Source organism: Paenibacillus sp. Y916 (assembly GCF_056786435.1).
In genome coordinates this window covers 382844-403825 of the sequence record NZ_JBXCJA010000004.1, presented here as the reverse complement: position 1 = coordinate 403825, position 20982 = coordinate 382844, and the positions used below count along the sequence as shown (strand labels likewise).

Annotated in this window: 19 protein-coding genes; 16 read left to right on the top strand and 3 right to left on the bottom strand. The window is 40.0% G+C overall.

Features of this window, described 5'->3' with window-relative positions; translation table 11 throughout:
- Position 1 precedes the first annotated feature (1 nt).
- The gene (locus tag AC1TO9_RS12625; protein WP_482059326.1) at positions 2-1786 is read left to right on the top strand and encodes a thiamine pyrophosphate-binding protein; all 1785 of its coding nucleotides are present in this window, start codon (positions 2-4) and stop codon (positions 1784-1786) included.
- Positions 1787-1820: 34 nt separating this feature from the next.
- The gene (locus AC1TO9_RS12620) at positions 1821-3287 is read left to right on the top strand and encodes a glycosyltransferase (RefSeq protein ID WP_482059325.1); all 1467 of its coding nucleotides are present in this window, start codon (positions 1821-1823) and stop codon (positions 3285-3287) included.
- Between the two features lie 100 nt (positions 3288-3387).
- Here AC1TO9_RS12620 and AC1TO9_RS12615 read toward each other — a convergent pair whose 3' ends face one another.
- A complete protein-coding gene (locus AC1TO9_RS12615) occupies positions 3388-4296 on the bottom strand; it encodes an EamA family transporter (protein WP_482055294.1) in 909 nt (302 codons plus the stop codon).
- Positions 4297-4545: 249 nt separating this feature from the next.
- On the opposite strand from AC1TO9_RS12615, the gene AC1TO9_RS12610 reads away from it, so the two are divergent.
- The 13 genes from AC1TO9_RS12610 (at position 4546) to AC1TO9_RS12550 (ending at position 18053) form a co-directional block, all read left to right on the top strand.
- Positions 4546-6108, top strand: a complete 1563-nt coding sequence (locus AC1TO9_RS12610) for a response regulator (RefSeq protein WP_482059324.1) — start codon at positions 4546-4548, stop codon at positions 6106-6108.
- A 26-nt stretch (positions 6109-6134) separates the two neighbouring features.
- Positions 6135-7961, top strand: a complete 1827-nt coding sequence (locus tag AC1TO9_RS12605; RefSeq protein ID WP_482055296.1) for a cache domain-containing sensor histidine kinase — start codon at positions 6135-6137, stop codon at positions 7959-7961.
- A gap of 16 nt (positions 7962-7977) precedes the next feature.
- Positions 7978-9492, top strand: a complete 1515-nt coding sequence (locus AC1TO9_RS12600) for a response regulator (protein WP_482055297.1) — start codon at positions 7978-7980, stop codon at positions 9490-9492.
- A 137-nt stretch (positions 9493-9629) separates the two neighbouring features.
- A complete protein-coding gene (locus AC1TO9_RS12595; protein ID WP_482059323.1) occupies positions 9630-11339 on the top strand; it encodes an ABC transporter substrate-binding protein in 1710 nt (569 codons plus the stop codon).
- Positions 11340-11433: 94 nt separating this feature from the next.
- On the top strand, positions 11434-12402 hold the full coding sequence (locus AC1TO9_RS12590) for an ABC transporter permease (protein WP_482055299.1): 969 nt from the start codon (positions 11434-11436) through the stop codon (positions 12400-12402).
- Between the two features lie 14 nt (positions 12403-12416).
- Positions 12417-13328: a carbohydrate ABC transporter permease gene (locus AC1TO9_RS12585; protein ID WP_482055300.1), complete on the top strand. Its 912-nt coding sequence runs from the start codon at positions 12417-12419 to the stop codon at positions 13326-13328.
- Between the two features lie 343 nt (positions 13329-13671).
- A complete protein-coding gene (locus tag AC1TO9_RS12580; RefSeq protein ID WP_482055301.1) occupies positions 13672-14541 on the top strand; it encodes an NAD-dependent epimerase/dehydratase family protein in 870 nt (289 codons plus the stop codon).
- Between the two features lie 288 nt (positions 14542-14829).
- The gene (locus tag AC1TO9_RS12575; protein ID WP_482059322.1) at positions 14830-15000 is read left to right on the top strand and encodes a hypothetical protein; all 171 of its coding nucleotides are present in this window, start codon (positions 14830-14832) and stop codon (positions 14998-15000) included.
- 120 nt (positions 15001-15120) lie between these two features.
- On the top strand, positions 15121-15276 hold the full coding sequence (locus AC1TO9_RS12570) for a hypothetical protein (RefSeq protein WP_482055303.1): 156 nt from the start codon (positions 15121-15123) through the stop codon (positions 15274-15276).
- Between the two features lie 99 nt (positions 15277-15375).
- Positions 15376-15480, top strand: a complete 105-nt coding sequence (locus tag AC1TO9_RS12565) for a YjcZ family sporulation protein (protein ID WP_482055304.1) — start codon at positions 15376-15378, stop codon at positions 15478-15480.
- A 177-nt stretch (positions 15481-15657) separates the two neighbouring features.
- Complete coding sequence (locus tag AC1TO9_RS12560) at positions 15658-16215, top strand: GNAT family N-acetyltransferase (protein ID WP_482055305.1); 558 nt, start codon at positions 15658-15660, stop codon at positions 16213-16215.
- A 112-nt stretch (positions 16216-16327) separates the two neighbouring features.
- On the top strand, positions 16328-17245 hold the full coding sequence (locus AC1TO9_RS12555; protein ID WP_482059321.1) for a prenyltransferase: 918 nt from the start codon (positions 16328-16330) through the stop codon (positions 17243-17245).
- Between the two features lie 43 nt (positions 17246-17288).
- On the top strand, positions 17289-18053 hold the full coding sequence (locus AC1TO9_RS12550; RefSeq protein WP_482055307.1) for a DUF6081 family protein: 765 nt from the start codon (positions 17289-17291) through the stop codon (positions 18051-18053).
- 134 nt (positions 18054-18187) lie between these two features.
- Here the strand turns inward: AC1TO9_RS12550 and AC1TO9_RS12545 are convergent, their stop codons facing one another.
- Together AC1TO9_RS12545 and AC1TO9_RS12540 are read right to left on the bottom strand one after the other, a co-directional pair.
- Entirely contained in the window at positions 18188-19612 is a 1425-nt protein-coding gene (locus AC1TO9_RS12545; protein ID WP_482059320.1) for a helix-turn-helix domain-containing protein, read from the bottom strand.
- A gap of 197 nt (positions 19613-19809) precedes the next feature.
- A complete protein-coding gene (locus tag AC1TO9_RS12540; RefSeq protein WP_482059319.1) occupies positions 19810-20010 on the bottom strand; it encodes a CBM35 domain-containing protein in 201 nt (66 codons plus the stop codon).
- A gap of 320 nt (positions 20011-20330) precedes the next feature.
- Here AC1TO9_RS12540 and AC1TO9_RS12535 point away from each other — a divergent pair, with 320 nt between their 5' ends.
- Positions 20331-20981: a response regulator transcription factor gene (locus AC1TO9_RS12535; RefSeq protein WP_482059344.1), complete on the top strand. Its 651-nt coding sequence runs from the start codon at positions 20331-20333 to the stop codon at positions 20979-20981.
- Position 20982: the final 1 nt, after the last annotated feature.

Below are 20982 nucleotides of genomic sequence, written 5' to 3'. Positions count from 1 at the left end.
TATGAACGGAGGGTTTCAATTGAAATTGTCTGATTACGTCATTGATTTTATTAGTAAGCAAGGAGTGCATCATATCTTCGAGATGACTGGAGGAGCAATCGTTCATCTACTTGACTCGACGATCGAACAACAGGATATGTCATGTGTGTCTGTTCATCATGAGCAGGCAGCTGCATTTGCTGCGGAAGGCTATAGCCGGATTAACGGTAAGCTGGGAGTAGCGATGGGGACGAGTGGGCCAGGAGCGCTTAATTTGATTACAGGTATCGGCAGCTGTTATTTTGATTCGATTCCCTGTTTATTCGTTACAGGACAGGTTAATACGTATGAATATAAGTTTGATAAGCCAGTAAGGCAGATTGGATTCCAAGAAACAGATATTGTAAGTATCGTCACACCCATTACGAAGACGGCAGTGATGATTACGGATGCTGGTCAAATTCGATATCAATTGGAGAGAGCAGTATTCATCGCCCAACATGGTCGCCCTGGACCTGTCCTACTCGATATTCCAATGAACATTCAACGAGCTCAGATTGAACCCGATCTGCTGGAAAGCTTCTTCGATAGTGAGGAATATCGTAGATATACTAATTTTAATACAGCTTGTCAGATCGAGGAGATTGAAGAAGTCATTACTTTGTTAGAGAAGGCTGAACGACCGATTGTTCTTGTTGGTGGGGGAGTAAGGGCGGCTGATGCGGTCAAGGAACTTAGGGATTTCATTGAGTTAACTGATATTCCAGTCGTGAGTTCATTAATGGGCTTAGATGTTCTTCCAGCAATGCATTCTTCGACTATGGGATTGATCGGGTCGTATGGTAATCGTTATAGCAATCTTGCCTTAGCGAACTGTGATGTATTGCTTGTATTAGGTTCTCGACTAGATACCCGGCAGACGGGGACAAGACCACAGACATTTGCCCGCGGAGCGAAGAAAATTCATGTGGATATAGAAGCCGTGGAGTTGAACGCAAAGGTACAGGTTGATCTGGCCATTCATGCGGATGTGAAGCAATTCCTATTTGATATTACCAAAGCTTTATTTGGAAGAAAGTTACCTAATTACGAACCATGGGCAGCGATAATTCGTGATCATAAGGTGAAATATCCAAGTGGTGATTCAATAGTTAATCACAATGTGATTGATCCCAACCAATTTATAGAATTATTGTCTTCACGGTGCGCTGAGGGGGATGTGATTGTACTGGATGTCGGTCAGCATCAGATGTGGGCGAGCCAATCATTTCAACTGCTCGAAGGTCAGCGTCTGCTGAATGCTGGAGGGATGGGTGCTATGGGATTCGCACTTCCCGCAGCTATCGGTGCCGCAATGGCAGCTCCGAATGCCAGAATTATTGTTATTGCTGGAGATGGGGGGATACAGCTTAATATTCAGGAATTGCATACCATTGAACAGAATCATCTTAATATTAAAGTGTTCGTGATGAATAACAGAAATCTTGGTATGGTTCGGCAATTTCAGGATATGTACTTCGACGGTCGCCAGCAATCTACCGTGGAAGGATACGGATGTCCTGATTTGGTCAAGGTAGCAGAAGCTTACGGTATTCCAGGAACTAGAATAGCCAATATGTCTGAAGCTACGAAGAAGATTGATCTAGCACTGCGCAGTAAAGGAAGTTTTTTCGTAGAAGTAATGCTTGATATAAATACGAATGTGAATCCGAAGTTAGTCGTAAATAGACCTATTGAAGATATGTCGCCTTTACTTCCGAGGGAACAATTAAGAAAGGAAATGTTGATCGATATGCTTGATGAGTAAGGAGTAAGGAGTAAGGAGAGGATGGAGGATAACGATGGGATGGATAGGCATGGAGACGGCAGCGCTCTTTAATCGATTTGGCTTGAATAGTCATGTTGAGGAAGGAGGCCAATCGGTTAATCCGGCTGGAATAGCGATCGGAAGCAATGTTTATATACGCTCACGATATTGGTTCAATGTGATTGATCCACATATCGGCGATATGCCGAAGATCATTATCGGTGATGGTTGTCAATGCAATCTAGGACTTATTCTATCAGCAGTAAATCGGATAGAGTTGGAGCCTAACGTACTTATCGGACCGAATGTCTATATTTCTGATACGGATCATCAATATCGAGAAGTGGGAATCCCGGTACTATCCCAAGGCATCACGACACGATCGGATCAAGTGATTATTGGCGAAGGAGCATGGATCGGCGCGAACGCGGTGATTGTAGGACATGTTAAAATTGGCAAAGGAAGTGTAGTCTCGGCGAATTCTGTAGTCGTCCGCGATGTACCTGATTATTGCGTCGTTGGAGGAGCGCCTGCGAAAGTTCTTAAGGTATATCAACCAGCAACGAATGAATGGGTAAGAACTAATAACCAACAAGAGGTAGAACAACTACTTAAGCAAAGAAAAGAAGAACCCCTGCTCTCCATCTGTATTCCTACGTATAACCGAGCTACGGATCTGGAGAAATGTCTGACGTCCATCTATTCACAGATCGGCCATTGCGATCTATTCGAGGTATGTATATCAGATAATGCATCTGATGATTCGACTCCATTAGTAGTTGAACGATTTCGTATAAAGTATAACAATTTGAAATATCAACGAAATGAAACGAATATCGGAGCTGATCGTAACATTCAGCATGTACTTGGACAGGGCAGAGGGAAATTCCTAAAGCTTCAGGGTGATGATGATTTTTTTGTGGAGAATACACTAATTCCTTTGTTACATGTGCTGTATAAATATCATGACTGTGCGGTGTTCCATATTGATCTATTGAAAGGAGGTTACTGGGTCGATACGGGAGAAGGACTTGCGGAATATCTTAAGGCATCATCTATATCCGGTACCTTTATTTCATCCATGATCTTACAGCGTGATGCTTGGCTCGCACTTGAGGATAAGTCGAAATATATAGATTCTTCGTTTAATCAGCTCTATTGGCAGTATGCAATACTCGCACAGCATCCGAAGTTCTGCATTATTCATCGCTCGATGTTTACCTATGCTGGTAACGATCCGATTGGTTATAATTTTGGGCGGGTATTTATTGAGAGTTATCAAAGAATTCTACAGAGTTTCATCGATAACGGATTAACGGAAGCAGATATAAGAGAAAATAAGAAGAATGTATTCTACAGTTTTATTATTCCTTGGTATACACGTTTCGTTACGACTGATCAGAGTGATAGAATTGAGGGATTCGAACAGTATTTCACAGACTATTATAGCGAGGAAGAGTACTATGAGGAAGCGCTACAACAGTTGAGAGCCATTACTTAAATGATGATCATAAGTTAAAAGAGGTTTCTCTAAAGTTCTATAAGAACTATGAGAAGCCTCTTTCTGCTTGATAAGTTGTAACGCAGGTCAATGATCCAATCTATATCTCATCAGCGATACCTAGCAAAGCAATACCGAGAATAACAACAATAATAACGGCGTACTGTGCTTTACTCAGCTTCTCTTTGAGGAATATTCGGGAGAGTATCACTGAGAATATACTGTATGAGGCAATGAGTGGCGCTGCGATAATAGCGTTACTAGACATAGCAAACACATAGAAGAACTGTCCGGTTGTTTCTAGAATAGCGGCAAATCCTTTGTCTCGCTCTTTGAATACGTTGAATTTTTCTTTTTTTATGAATTTGAGGTAAATAAATGACAATACGGCACATATGAAAAAGGTAAACTCATAAGCAAGAAGTGCTCCATCTTCACTGATCAGTTTCATCTCATCTAAATAGATCGCATCAGCAAAGGTTCCAAGTCCGTCGATTAAGCTATACAGAATTGGGAAGATAATGGCCATAAAGCCAATTTGGTATTTCTTATCAATCAGCGTAGAACTTGCTCGTAGCGCATTGTTCTCAGCTTTCTTTTCTAATATAGCAATCCCAATAACACCTAAAGTAATAACGACTATACCCAATATTTCAAGCATACCCAGCTCGTGAGTGAAAAATATGAATAATAGTATTGCTGTTATAGCTCCAGATGAATTTTGCACGGGAGATGCGATTGAGAGTTCAATATATCTCAAACCGATATACCCAATTGTCATTGATAAAATATAGAGTGCAGAGACGGGGAAGTATTGGATCATGTTCATAGGATCGAACTTTATTCCTTGAATGAGCATATAAGCTGTACCGTGAATCCCCATGACTAAGCCCACGATAATGACGATCTTAATATGGCTGAAACGATCCCTACTATCAGTACCTTTCTTGTAAAATAGGTCAGCTCCGCCCCAAGCGAAAGCTGTTATTAATGCAAATACAAACCACATGACCATTTCTCCTTGCTAGTATTTTAATGAGATTGATAAGTTATACATTTTACAAACAGACGTAAAGTATAACTTAAATTGTTAGTATGACACAATAACAAAGCTCATGTTATTCAGAAGGTTACAAATGAATTTAGATAGTTAGAGATTATTTCGGGTTTCTGTTGTAGAATAATGATGTATTATTGAATACGCTTGCAAAACTAATAAACATGCATACTTTTCCTAGTGATTTAAAGGAGGAACATGATGAAAAGAGTTCTTATTATCGATGATGAACCCTATGTTCTTGAAGGATTACGATGGATGGTGGATTGGTCAAAGTATGGGTTCGAGCTATGTGGTGAAGCGATGGATGGAGAAGAAGGTTATGAGCTCCTGCATAGTTTGAGCCCTGATTTGGTCATAACGGATATTGATATGCCATACATGAATGGTTTATCACTAATTCAAAAGACGATGAAGGAATGCATAAATATCCCTAAATTTGTGATTTTGAGCGGACATATTAAATTTGATTATGTACAGACGGCAATTCGTTATAAGGTATCTCACTATATCCAGAAGCCCATTATGGCAGATGAAGTGGAAGAGGTTCTACATAAGGTTCAACAAGATATGGAAGTGGAACGTAAACAGCTACTTCTTAATCAGGAAATTAAACAGAGGGCATTTACAGCTACGATTTCCCAATGGGTTCGTGGAGAATCTTTGAATGAAATGCCTTCCCATGTTCCTGATTGGCTTGGATTTAAGAAGACTCCCATCTTTAGAATTCTATTGTTAGAATTAGAGAGTGATAAGCATGCCGCACTCAGAAATATTCCTAAATCGGTGATAGAACAGATCGGACAGCAATGCATCATAGAAATAACCTCTTGGTGTAAATGTTCATTGTTCCATGAACCAGATGGTCGGATGGGTGTCTTGTTGGTTGAAGGACCAACGATCCGCAGGATGGTCATAAGTCATCTATCTAAATTAGCTTCGTATGTGAAATCCTCATTTCAACTAGACATTTCGTTCTACATAAGCGGTCAGGGGTATGGACTAACAGAATTACATGAATTATACCAGCAGGCATTGCAAGCTAAGATGATTAGATTAACAGCGAGTAAAGCGGGGATCTTCTTCTTTACTAGCCGAACAAAAGATAGGCTGTGTAATGATACTTTGAATAAGCGCATAGACAAGCTAATAAGTATAGTGAAAGAGGGGCAGTTGGTCGAGCTATCAGAACAGATCGATTTGATTTTTGAAGATTTTAATACTATGGGAGCAGATTATCAGAATATTGTGAATGTTATGGCAATCGTCCGATCCCAGTTAATGAATCTAATGCTGCAATGGAATGCTACAGCCAATATTTGCGATCGAGTATCTTTGATTACCAGGGATACCCCTATATATATTACGCAATTGAAGAGAGAACTTATTGAAGTATGTACCGAAATCGCCTCTGTGCTAGATGTATTGAAGAAAGAGAAGTCAGAGCTTGATCCGATGTATGAAATTATCGAGTATGTGAAATTGAATTATAGTCATAAACTGCAGCTTCAAACACTTGCTCAACAATTCAAAATCAATGTGGTGACCCTTAGTCAATGTTTCAAGAAATATAATGGGATGTCCTTTAACGTCTATATCCATTATTTAAGAATCGAAGAAGCGAAGAGGTTACTACGTCGGACGGATTTAAAGATAGAACATATTGCAAAGAAAGTTGGTTATTCTAATCCGGAATATTTCGTAAAGAAATTTAAAGGTCTAACGGATTGTATCCCGTCAATGTATAAGAAAAATAATGGTTGAGTCTATCAATTTCAGGGAGGATGCGGATGCGGAGACACTCAATTAGAGGATTTACTCATATCATTAATGATATTCCATTGAAATACAAATTCCTAATAATCTACTTATTGTGTGTGTTGATTCCCATTATTGCGATTAACATTCTCTTCTATAAGCAAATTTCACAGAATATTCTACTTCGTGAAGAAGAGAATATAGCAATCTCAATGAATCGAGCAACGAAAGAAGTGACAAGAACGATCGAAGAGTTGGTTGGTCTAAGTTACACGATATCTAGTGATCTAGCATTGTATAAGGCGATAGACCGAATCTATGAGAGTCCAGTGGACTTCTATGAGACCAATGATTTGTTGTTGCGGAATAAACTGAAAGCATATCTACCTGTTCACCCCAATCTACTTGAATTGGGCATATATACGAGCAATGATACGATTGCAAGTGGCGGCGAATATTTCTATTTAGATATACGATTGAAGCAAACGCCATGGTATAAGAAGCTTCAATCCTCTGAGGATCAAGTGTTTGTATATGCTTATACCAATCAAGCACCACTACCTCCGAATAAACCTGCCAGATTGATTAGTATCATCTATAAACTCGATAATTTTAGGGACCTCCGAACATATGAGAAATATTTAAAGATTGATCTTAATATGGATAAATTGAATGATATCTTGATAATCGAGCGGGATTATTTGGATTTTTGGTTGATTGATAATAACAACCGGATTGTCATGTCGAGTCAACAAGGAAATGACATAGCTACCCCTGAAATGCAGATGCTGATGGATGTAACAGATGATGAGACGGTTCGCTTCGAGAGAAGTTTGGGAAGTGCCACTTATATGAAAGGATGGAAATTAATTGGAATGGCAGATCATAATAAAGTGGCAGATACGTTTACACAATCACGCAAATTTATGATTGTACTCATGATTATCAGTACGTTCATACCGACCGTATTAATTATCATTATATTAAGGTCTTATCATGACCGAATGAATAGGCTGACTAGGCAGATGAAAGGGGTGAAGACTGGGCGATTTGATCCGTTACTTCTGCCGGAAGGAAAAGATGAGATAGGTGGACTAATTCACAGCTATAATCTTATGATAGGCAAGATCAATTCACTTATTAACGATGTATATAAATTAGAGATTCAGAAAAAGGACTTAGAACTGGAACGGGTTCGTGCGGAGTTGAATTTCTTACAGAGCCAACTGAATCCACACTTTCTGTTTAATACTTTAAATGCCATGCTGGTAGTTAGCACGAAGAACGGATATACCCAGATCACGGAGATTATTAAGAATCTATCTTTGATTCTACGTCGACTGTTAAGTTGGACGGATGATCTTGTTACATTACAAGAAGAAGTACGTTTTACAGAAATGTATTTACAGATCGAGAAGTTTCGCTTTAGGGAGAGATTCGATTACACGTTGACTATTGATGAGTCGGTATTACTCTACAAGATTCCGAAGATGAGCATTCAACCATTAGTAGAGAATGCATGTAAGCATGGTTTTCAGGCGGCAAAGGAGATTCGTAATATTCTGATCACTGCACAAGTCATAGCAGGGAAACTTGTCGTAGTTGTAGAGGATAATGGAATGGGAATGGATGAGATTCGGATACAGGAAGTTATAAAGTCCATCCGAGCAACTGATTATTCGGGTGTGCATGTCGGGATCCGTAATGTGTATAAGCGGCTTGAACTGTACTATGATGGATGTGTAGATTTTCAGATAGAGAGTTTGTTGAGTCAGGGAACTCAGGTGCGATTCGCCATTCCGCTTCTCCAACTTCAAAGAACCGGTTCAAATATAGATGACAATGTAAGTTCTTCTTAAGAGGGAAGGTGACCTCATGTATAAAGTATTATTAGTTGATGATGAACCCCTAGGTCTCGAAGCCCTGATGATTATGATCGATTGGACTAAACTCGGGTTTGAAATTTGTGGAGTCTGTGAGAATGGGATGGAAGCATTACACACTATAGAGGATTGTGATCCTGATATTATCGTTACTGATATTGAAATGCCGATCATGAATGGTCTTGAACTAATTGAGCAGAGTAAACTCCAAGGCAGGGAAGATATTATATTTATAGTCATAAGTGGATATAGTCAATTTGAATATACGAAGCGTGCGCTCGCAAATGGGGTCCATCATTATTTGCTGAAGCCGATCATAGATAGTGAAGCGACAGAGGTGCTCATTGAAGTATATGGCATATTGGAACGTCGGCAGCAGGTGTCCGACATCACGAAGTTTGTAGAACGTACTCAGTTAGAACGAGTATTGTCAGACCTCGTGAACGGTGATTTGGATGAACTAGAAGATATCATAAGAGATGAGTTAGCACAGATATCTGATCAGGCGAGTCGTTGGTGTTGCATTCACTTTTTAGTGGAGACGACCGCATATACGGATCTTCGAGAGGCTGTGAAGCATTGTATAGAGGGCCAAAAACAGATCATTATGGTTAATTCTACTACGCACTCTTTTGGGCTCATATATGGCCTTCAAGCCTCAGAAGATATTAGGGAAGTAGTGGATGATCTACTTCTATTAATTCAGGAGCGAACGGCAGTCAGATTCAGTCTGTCCGTTGGGCGATTGACTGTTGAATTAGGCAAGGCTAGAGAATCCTACAATGATGCCCTACAAGCCTCCGCCTACCTTTTCTTCATGAAAGGAAATCCTATTGTATATTATCAAGATGTTATGAATCAGGGAATTCGTTACGATCCTGCCATGTTAAGTAAGGCGACTGGGATACTGTATATGATGGAGTGCGCGAATCCTAACCATCTCCAAAAGGAGATTCACGACGTATTTCGTGAGTTTCAGGCTACGTGGACTTCTCAAGCCATTATTATCATGTTCATACATCATATTGTATATCAGAGTTTTCTCATTCTTCAGGAAATCGGGCAAGACTTTGAAGGGGTTGGACAGCTATCGCTACACAATCTACATAAGCCTACCTGCTCCCTGAACGATATGGAGCATTGGCTGAGTGAGTATTGTATAGCATTTCAACAACGATTCACTGATATTCGTGAATCGAAAGCAGTGGGCATAGTAGAACAGACTAAGATATATATATCGGAACACTATTGTGAGCCTATATCGATTAAGGATCTTGCAACTAGATATTACTTGCACCCGGTCTATCTAGGCAAAGCATTTAAAGACAAATATGGAATAGGCATTCAGGAGTACGTGAACAATCTACGTATTGATGAAGCGCTGAGATTGTTCAAAGGGAAAGATCTTAAGGCTAGCCAAATTGCGGAGAGGATTGGATACGGCAGTTACTCGCAATTTCTAAAGCAGTTTGAGAAAAGAGTGGGACAGAAACCAAGAGATGTCTAAAGCATCGTGAGTCATTTATTAGTATTGCTCTAATATTTGAGGGGGGTAGACCTTTAATTTGAGAATTGTAAACGTACAAGTATAATCTATAATAAGTACTGAAAGCGTTTCCAAACCAATTTTTAGGGGGTTAGTTAATGGGCGTTACGAGAAGGAAAACATTCATGACAGCATTGGCTTGTATGCTGATATTCAGCATTGTCATGATGGGATGCAGTAACAATAACGCATCGAATACGAATACGAATACGAAAACGGAAACAGAAACAAAAACAGAAACGCCAAGTACGGACACTCCGGCCACTGCGGAGCTAAGTCCAATTAAGATTTCGGTGTACAATGGCGCCCCTGGGCAAGTATCACCTGAGAGTAACAAAATTTATAAGAAGATTAAAGATGAGCTTGGAGTTACCTTTGAGATGGAATTTCTCGTAGGTGATAATGAGCAGAAGCTCGGAGTTATGATCGCGGGTGGTGAATACCCTGATTTGATTACGGCAGATACGAAGTTAGTCGCAGCTGGTGCAGTTATCCCCTTAGAAGATTTAATTGAACAACATGGGCCGAACTTGAAGAAGCATTACGGACCGTATTTGAATCAGATGAAAGACTCAAGTGATGGGCATATTTACTGGTTGCCTAACTACGGAGTGTACACTGGAGCATTTAATGAAACATGGTATGGAGGTCCTGCCTTCTGGATTCAGAAAGCAGTTCTCAAGGAATACGGTTATCCGAAATTAAAGACGTTGGATGAATACTTTGATCTTATTCAACAATATAAAGAAAAGTATGAGCAAATTGATGGACAACCTACGATTGGATTCACTACCCTCGCTTTTGATTGGCGGACATTTGGGCTTAAGAACGCACCGCAGCATTTGGCGGGATATCCGAATGATGGTGGCGTGACGGTAGATAACAATGTTGCACAGATCTTTGCAGATAAAGCAATCGCGAAAGACTATTACAAGAAGTTAAACGATGCGAATGCGATTGGATTGATGGATAAGGAAGCATTTGCTCAAAACTATGATCAGTATTTGGCAAAAATAGCTAGTGGTCGTGTACTTGCAATGTTCGACCAACACTGGAACTTCTCATCGGCTGAGGACTCTCTTACGACACAGAAGAAAGAGGATCGTACCTATGTAGGTCTTCCTCTTGTCTATGACTCGAATACGATAGATTGGTATCGTGACCGTCCTCCTGTTAACTTGAACAATGGTTACGGAATTAGTGTAAATGCTAAGGACCCGGTCCGAATTATTCAGGCCTTAGATGCAATGCTTGCTGAGGATTGGCAGAAGACGCTGCAATGGGGAATAGAAGGTGAAGATTATCTGGTAGATGCAGAAGGTATGTTCTATCGAACCCAAGAGATGCGTGATCTGCAGGTAGACCCTGCTTGGCAACTTGTCAATCGTGCAAAATATCTTTTGGAATATATCCCTAAAATCCAAGGTTCGTTCAGTGATGGAAATGCGAATGCAGCTGGATCGCAAGTCAAAGAATTTAAGGATGGCCTGAAACCGTTAGATAAAGAAATTCTAGATGCATATGGCCATGACATGTGGACTGAGTTCTTTGCACCACCACCTGAGAATCCTGTTTACTACGCGGCATGGCAGATCGACCTTGTTGAAGGTTCGGATGCAAGTATTGCTGATACGAAGATCAATGATCTATCTTTAAAATTTTTGCCGAAGGCTATCTTATCCAAACCTGCTGAGTTCGATAAGGTCTGGGATGAGTACTTAGGAGAGCTTGGCAAAGCCAATGTAAAAGCTTATGAAGATAGAGTGAACGAACAGATTAAATGGCGCGTTGACAATTGGAGTAAATGATTTTGTAAGAAGTATACTGATGTGGAAGGTATGATGCGAAATGCTTCATACCTTCCCTTTTTCCAAGGAATAGGAATAGGAGGGGCAGTGAACTATGTCTGAAACTAAATTGCCCGTATCAAACTATAATAAAGTACCTAAGATCAGCCCTATTATTAAAAGGTGGAGAATATTACGTGAACAGAGGCAATTACTCTTCATGTCCGTTCCAGTCATGCTTTATATTATCCTATTCTCCTACGTACCCATATGGGGCTGGTCTATGGCTTTTCAAGATTTCAAGCCAGCAAAGACTTTTACTAATCAGACTTGGGTAGGACTTAAGCATTTTCGTTTCCTATTCACAGATGAAACGTTTCTTCGTGTACTTCGTAATACGTTAGCCATGAGTATGATTAATATGGTTCTAGGTTTTGTGACAGCCATTGTATTTGCTATATTGCTCAATGAGATTAGATCGAAGTACTTCAAGAAAACAGTACAGACAATTTCATATTTACCACACTTTCTATCTTGGATTATCGTAACGGGGCTTGTCGCTAATTCACTAGCTATTGATGATGGCATAGTGAATGTATTACTAATGAAGATAGGCATAATTGATAATCCAATCATGTGGTTGAATGAAGGGAAGTATTTCTGGGGAATTGTAGGAGCATCTCACGTATGGAAGGAAGTCGGTTGGAACGCAATTATTTATCTAGCTGCTATTACTTCAATTAGTCCAGAACTTTATGAAGCAGCGGATATAGATGGGGCGAATCGCTATCAGAAGATGATGTATATAACGATACCAGGCATTAAATCGATTATTATCATTCTATTAATTATGAACTTGGGATGGATCTTGGAAGCTGGATTTGAGGTTCAATATTTGCTGGGAAATGGCCTCATTGTGGATTGGTCCGAGACGATTGATATATTCGTACTGAAATATGGGCTTCGAATAGGCAACTATTCACTTGCAACTGCTGCCGGAATATTTAAGACCATCGTCAGTATCACGCTCATCTTTGCTGCGAATACCATCGCCAAACGTCTTGGCGAAGAGAGATTGATCTGAGGAGGTCTAGTGCAATGAGAAGAAAATTAATTCAGACAAGTCGTTGGGAGCCGATTGTATTTCACACACTGAATTCGATAGGGATGGTATTATTAGCGATTATTACGCTCTATCCGTTCCTTAATACGCTTGCCATATCCTTTAACTCTGGTATAGATACGGTTCGTGGTGGCATTTATTTATGGCCAAGACAATGGACGTTGCAGAATTATCGAGCAGTATTCATCACAGGTACTGTGCTGAATGCATTCTGGATCTCAGTGGCAAGGACGGTCATTGCCACGGTCCTTAGCGTTCTATTAACGTCTATGCTCGCATACGTTCTCAGCAGGACAAATTTCTATTTCCGGAAATCTTTCACTTTAATTGTTGTCATGACAATGTATTTCAATGCGGGACTGATTCCCTATTATTTTTTGATTAAAGATTTAAATTTGCTAAATTCCTTCTACGTCTATATTATTCCGGGACTTGTAAGTGGATTTAATCTCATTGTCATTCGAACCTATATAAAAACTTTGGCAGAAAGTCTATTTGAATCTGCCAAAATTGATGGGGCTGGTGAGTTTAGAATATTCATTCAAATTGTTCTACCGTTATGTAAACCAGTACTCGCGACTATTGCTCTATTCGTTGCAGTCGGTCAATGGAATTCTTGGTTTGATACGTTCTTGTTCGCATCCTCCAAGCAACACTTGAGCACTTTGCAATATGAATTGATGAAGCTACTATCATCAACGATGAATTCGAATAGCAATCCTGGAATGACGCAAGGAATGGATCAGGATTCAGCGCGAAATATGATTACTCCAATCTCGATTCGTTCAGCGATCACGATTGTAGCTGCATTACCAATACTAGTCGTATATCCTTTTATGCAGAAATACTTCGTGGCGGGTCTTCAATTAGGTGGTGTAAAGGAATAAGATGAATATCATCATTATTCGATACGAATGTGATTGTTAATGGTGAAGGATTTACCGCTATGGTAGAAAAATGATAGCACAACAACAATCCATCCCAGTTATTGTGAGATGGATTGTTGTTGTGCTTTCTCTATTTTATGCAATGTATGCGCAGTTCCCCAATCATGCATGGCGAATAGAATGGGTTCTAAGCCGAGCGTTTAGTTGAAGATACTGTTGTGTTACATATGATTCTGATACGCTTATGTTGTTTACAGATTGTTGTATAGTAGGTACAATGGATGCTTGTAAGCGTTATATTATATAATTGTAGCTATGATCTACAAATCTAAGGAGGCTCTTAATGAGTAAACAACGGGTAATTGTCACTGGAGGTAGTGGGCTGGCAGGGAAATGGATACTGAAGCATTTTGTAGAACAAAATTATGAGGTTATTAATCTCGATGTAAAAGCCCCTGACGAGAAAATTTGTCGGACAATTATTACGGATTTAACAGATTTGGGCCAAGTTCATAGTGCACTTTCTCAGTATGCGGGTGGGCATCGGCAAGAGGTAGCAGGGATCGTACATTTTGCAGCAATTCCGCAAGCGTATACGCACACCAATGAAGTATGCTATCGGAATAATGTGATGAGTGCATACAACATTATGGAGGCGGCGGCTAATTATAATATAGATAAAGTAGTAGTGGCATCAAGTGAATCCTCTTATGGAATTTGCTTCGCTAGTGAATTCTTTGAACCGAAGTATTTACCGATGGATGAAGAACATCCACAATTACCGGAAGATAGTTATGGATTGTCGAAGATCGTGAATGAGGTGACTGCAGAGACGTTTAACCGTCGTACGGGTATGCAAATTGTTAGCTTCAGATTAGGTAATATTCTAGTTCCAGAGCGTTATGCAGATGTGAAGGCACGCTTTGATCATCCAGAAGATCGGCTGCGTATTCTATGGAGTTACATCGACGCAAGAGACGTTGCTTCTGCGTGCCAATTGGCCATTGAGACAGATGGACTTGGGGCGGTAGCTTTGAACCTAGCAGCAGATGATATATCATCTGATCAACCTACATTGCAATTAGTTAATCGTTACCTACCAGGAGTGACTGATATCCGGACGCCACTTGAGGGTAGAGCAACTTTACTATCTAGTGCGAAGGCCAAGAGATTATTAGGTTGGCAGGCTAAATATAATATTATGGAACAATAAGTTCATTCCCCATGGAATGAAGTAGCTACATGAAATCCCTGGGGGGTTCGCACTCTCGACCTTTCAGCCCTTGTCCGGAAAGGATTGCTGAGGGATATCCATCCCTACGTGGGAGCATGGATTGCAAAATCATCCGTACTGACCCTGAACTTACTTACTGATGTTCGCTTCCCAAGCGCTAACGGCGGATTAAAGATGGTAACAATCATATCTTTACCAAAAAGCCCTCTCCCACAATGATTATTGTACATAGACTAGGGTGTACTCACAAAAAAGGAGGAATTAATCATGGGTGAAGTTGTTGGTGGATATGGTTGTGGTGGTAATGTTGGGAATGTTGGAAACGCCGGTGCATGTGGCGGGGCTGTTGGTGGATTTGGTGGATTAGGTGGATCGACTGGTGCAATTTTAGTATTGTTTATTCTATTGGTCATTATCTCTAAAGCCTTATGGGTATAAGGTAAACCAATCATTTATGAGGGCTCTGCTATGATAGCGGAGCCTCTTTTTTTTGTCTCTTGTGACGAAATGACTTTGGAAACGTATAAACCTCTATAACTGACAAAGGGGTGATTTGCGTTGGATAACGGGTATTTTGTTGGATGGGGAACACTTGCACTAATTAACGCTGGGATTGCACAAGGTAAAAATAGGTCTGGGCTCAACTGGTTCTTGCTGTCTTTAGTATGTGGTCCACTCGCAACATTCTTTCTTGTGATATCGAATAAGCGATAAGAATAAGTGATATTTTTTTTGAAATTGCCAGATAACCCGCTCCATTATTCATTCACAACATAAACTAGATTGTACCTTAAAATTGAGGAGGAATGACTTATGAGTGGAGCTTTAGGTGGCTTTGGGGGTATTGGAACATCAACGAGTGCAATTTTAGTATTGTTTATTCTATTGGTGATTATTACGAAATCATTCCTTTTGTAATTTAGCGCTCTGATGTGAATAAATGTTAGAAGTAGGATTCGAAATATCATCTTTCTGAATTATGCTCCCATGATTCAGGAAGGTGATTTTTGATGTTTAGCTAGACAGTAATTAGTGGGTTTATGTTATATTAAATTTAAGGGGTTGTCCTAATCTTGTGAATATGGAGGAATATTAATGGAAACTATTCGAATGAGTGAATATGTAAATAAGCGAGTACAAGCATATCAAGCGAATGTAGACGATGTACAGGATATCATGGACATACTCTTAGACATAGCACGATGGTTGCATAGCCAAGGATCTAATCAATGGGCAGGCCTTCTTGAGGGAGAAGATAGCCATGATATGCTCGGTTCTATTTCACGTGGGGAAGTATTTGTATTCAAAGAGAATGGCTATTGTGTGGGAACTGTAATCTTGAAGAGGCGGGCTAGTCAATGGGATGAAGATTTATGGGGCGAGAATGACGAGCAACTTGGCTCGGCTGTATACGTACATAGACTTGCTGTTAGCCGCGGTTATTCGGGCAAAGGTCTAGGGGGAGAGATCCTCCATTGGGTGGACAACGGAATTCATTTCAAAGGTAAGGACCGAATACGACTGGACTGTATAGCCAATAATGAAATATTGAACAGCTATTACCCCAGATATGGATATAGCTTTATGGGTGAAGTTAAAGGATTTAGTAAATACGAGAAATTAATTCCAATGGATCAGAGTCCCCAATCATGACAATAACCGATAAAATGTGATATTCTTAAAATGGAGAGTTTGAACAATCGTCTGCAAACTTATTTGCAGGCTTTATTTTTGAGTATTGGAAAAGAAGGAGTGAGCATAGGAATTGGACAAGATTAGACAGTTTCTAAAGGCATCAAGGGCATCAATTATTATGGTTATGCTTATTCCTGTTGCATTAGGTGCATTAGCAGCTTTTGTATGGGATGGTGTATTTCATATTGGACTATTTGTATTAACACTTATAGGTGCAGCGCTTGCACATCTATTCTCCAATATGATCAATGATTTATGGGATTATAAGAATGGGGCTGACTCCGTTATAGATGTGGAGGTCGATGCAATAACTAGCCACTCTGGATATTTGACGAAAGGCATGTGGAGTGTACGAACGTATACAATCGTGACATGGATGTTATTTGGTGTCGCTATTTCTTGCGGAATAATACTGAGCTTCTTTAGCGGTTGGTGGGCATTCGTCCTTGGTCTACTGGGTGGGGCAATCGCCTTTTTCTATGTGGCACCTCCTCTAAAGCTTGGATATCGTGGAAAAGGATTAGGAGAAGTTGCTATTCTACTTTCGTTCGGTGTGCTGCCTGTGATGGGTGCTTATTATGTGCAGACAGCCCATATGGATGTTCGCGCGCTTCTATTATCGTTGCCGATCGGACTTCTTACGACGCTTATTCTGTTCAATCATCATTTCTTACATTGGAAATTAGACCTTCAAGCAGGTAAGAAAACGCTAATTGTCGTATGGGGCGAAGCGCGAGCGCTCCGCTTCTCTAAAGTGCTACTGTATCTTGCCGCGATAGCACTCTTCATATGTACGATTGTAGGAATATTACCTTACTATGCGCTAATCGCATGGATAGCTTTAATTCCACTATACCGTGTATATGGCAGATTGAAGGAGCATAATAGTTCTCAAGCTTATTTACCGCTAATGGGAGGATCTTTACAAGCAACCATGCGTTTTGGAGCGCTACTTATCCTGATCATGATTATTGAAGGGTTAATGTAGAGCACATAGAAATGTTTATTATAGAAGGAAAGAGGGATTTGAGATGGAACAACAAGTAGTTATTGGTGATTTTCATACTATTTTATCAGAAGGACAAGTGTGGAAAATGGGTGGATTCCCCCTTCCTGATGGAACATACTGGGAGTATCGTGAGCCAGATGCGGTTGTCATCGTGCGCAATGGAATTCTTTATGCACGTGCTACGTTAAGTCGGAAGAATGATCATATTCAGATACTGGATAATGCGAAGCATATGTATTACTCTGTAGAACCGGTGGAAGTACCTGAAGCGGGAGAAGTGAGTTTTGAACTGCAGATCCGTGCACGCACACAGAATACAGCCCCTGGGGACTTGTATGATGGGTATGTCTCTTTGAATTTACTGGATTTCACGACGGGTGCAGCGCTTGATTTCTTTGCTGGGAATGATAAGTATGCAAGCGTATATGGCATTCTTCCTTTTCCAGGCGTTCAGGTACCTCCATCTGATAAGACACGGTACTTCTGCATATTTAAAGAAGATACGAACTTCAAACCAAGGGAATTTAACACCTATAAAATAACGTACAATCGTGCTCAGGATGAAGCGGTCTTTTATTTGAACGGGGTAGAGGTTAGACGCGAGAAGAACATTCCGATTAAGCTGAATCAGTTCACCATTGCGCTTGGGATGATGACGGAGAAGGATCTATCACCAGAAGGAAGCGTATCTGTACACGGACAGACTGTTATTGCTGAATGGTCGCCGATTACGGTTACGACAACAGAAGGGCAGAAGGATTCGAAGAAAGTCGATTTGGGTGAATAAATAAACAATCTATTTGGTGAATAAAAGAGAGTTGCCTGCGAGAAGTCTTTAAAAGACTTCTCGCAGGCAACTCTTGTTTTGTTTATACTCCCATACCGTGAGAGAATAATGATATTACACCTGCGCTTAGAAGGCTAACCATCATAAATTGCGTCGCCATACGGACGAAGATTTTCTTCATGTTCCCACACCTCCTTACATATTCCAGAATAAACAAATTGTTGCTCTTGAGTTGCGTGCTGACGGTACACTTCAAATAATGTCATAGAGCTAACCATACCATCTTTACTATTTATAGTGAATGAAAGTCTAAAGCTCTGTAAGACATTTTCTAGACCTTCTCGATGAAGCCCTTTTCTAAAACAATATAAAGCATATGTTTGGAAAAACACGTGATAACGATAAGTATAAAAAGGTTCCTTATAGTAATATGAAGTGGATTCATAACTCCAACCCTCTTTGTGATCAATTCGATATTGTGCAATTTGATCTGTAAATATATCGAGATATTCGTCAACTAAAAAGTTAACTCGATTGGCGGATTCAAGTAAAGTAGTCAAACCATATACAATTTCATTAGGCTGTTGTTTGAGGAAATTCACGTATTCTACAACCCTTGTTAGATTTCCTTGTTTAATTTCAATAGATAATAAGTTAGCTTTAGCAAACATGTTAAATTGTTCTACTTCCTTGATTCCTATCGCATCGAGCCCTTCAAGCCAACTCATATCTTCATATTTCGCAATCCATTTCTTCGATTCTGCGAACATCCCACGATGCTCATAAGAACCCGCTTTAAACAAATAGCCTTGCCCATAGTAATATACTAAAGGACGCGCAGGATTGAATTCAGGATCATTCCACTGTTGTTGCTTTAGGTAGATCGTTTCAGCCAATTGAACCAGTTCATTAGAATAATTCTCGACTTCATCCCATTTGGGTTTAACTGCAAACATTTGTATGAGCATTAATAACCCATCGAGAGCATATGCATCTGGCAATCGATGACGATAGGGAATGAATTGCATAGCAATCATGAAGCTCTTATGCCCATCTGATCTATAAATCTGAAAGAGCCTATAATAACTTATGGCTAAGCGTTCCGAATGAGTTAATTCTTCAGCCTCTATAACGCTCTCATACATGATCGCAGCAGCAACTTGCCAACCTTGTGCAAACATTAATTCTGCAGTATCAAAAATTTCAGTAATCGGACTTGAATCTTCATCTAGACGAGTTATGACTTGGCGGATGCAATCATGATGCTTTAGTTCCGCGCAACGAATTAAAAATGATTGTAGACTCTGCCAGTTCGCAGCGGTAGTTCTGAAGCACTCATCTATATATAATTCGTATAAGTATCCTTCTGAGAGTCCCATACCAGTAGTAATAAGATCTAGCTGTTCTAAGGAGATAGGTTTAGGAGAGTTCCTATTTAATATAGCACGTAACATACGTTGACTCATGCCGGCAGCTTCGGAGAACGATTGTTGGCTCATTCCTGATTGTCTTATATATTCTTCTATTTCTGAACGGATCGTAATGTTATGCGACTTCAACTTTAGCCCCCCATGATTAGTATATAAGAATTATATATAACTAGTATATACTGGTCAACGGAATATATCCAATTATTAGGTATATAATAAACCTGCTATTTAGTTCAGTGTGTGTGTAGATCGGTTAGCTCGTCAAGTGTGATTACATATGGATGATCATATACCAGCTCCAATTCGTCTGATATTCTTGTAGAAGATTAGGATCTGGTATGGGTCCATTCTCCGTTATAGCCGATCCACAGCTGATACATTCCCTCTTTCGGAGCATGAATAGTTATGGACAATGAATCTTCCGGTTGGTCAAAGCCTGTAACGTATCCATTACCAGAGAAGCTTGCGGTCTGTTGACTCTGCTCCACGCCATGAAGAACGCCATCTTCTGCTTCAAAAATATACATAGGTTGTTCTCGTTTACCAATGAGGTAGATAGTAATTACTACGGCAACAATGATCAAACTTGCTGTAATGATAATCCATTTCTTCGTTATATTGAGCCTCTATTCATAGTATATACAGCTCTAATTATAATCCTTCCATATATATAGTAAATGGAAAAAACATTCTTTTAGATGGCATAATGCGAGATTGTCAGAATAGTGGTAAATTGAGAGATAGGTCGAAGAAATAAGATGCAATTGTGGATATAACAAGATAGGTGGGTGAAGATAGATTGTCAGGAACAATATTACTCGTAGAAGACGAACCTTCCATAGGTGAGATGGTAGTGAATTATTTGGAGAAGGAAGGATTCACCGTTGTCCATGCGAAAGATGGGGAAGAAGCGGTACGGAGATTTGCCCAAGAATCATTTGATTTGATTCTTCTAGATCTGATGCTTCCGAAGTTAAGTGGCATGGACTTCTTAAGAATCATTAGAGAGAAGAGTCTGATCCCGATTCTGATTGTATCTGCTAAAGATGGTGAAGTGGACAAAGCATTAGGACTTGGTTTCGGAGCGGATGACTACATTGCTAAGCCATTCTCTATGCTAGAGCTTTCTGCTAGGGTGAAGGCGGCACTTCGAAGAGCAAGTTATCACGTGAATGTTCAGACTGATAATAGAACCAATATCGTCGAGATTCATGAGATAGTAATGGATATAGACAACCTGACGGTTAGTAAGAATGGGAATGAAGTGAAGTTAACTTCTAAGGAGTTACAAATACTTAAGCTGCTCATGACTCATCCCAAAAAGGTATTCACCAAAGAACAGATTTACCAGTCGGTGTGGGATGAAGCTTATTATGGAGATGAGAACATCATTAATGTACATATGAGAAGATTGAGAGAAAAGATTGAGGACAATCCTTCGGAACCTCAGTATATTAAGACCCTGTGGGGAATCGGTTATAGACTAGGGGAGTTTTAAT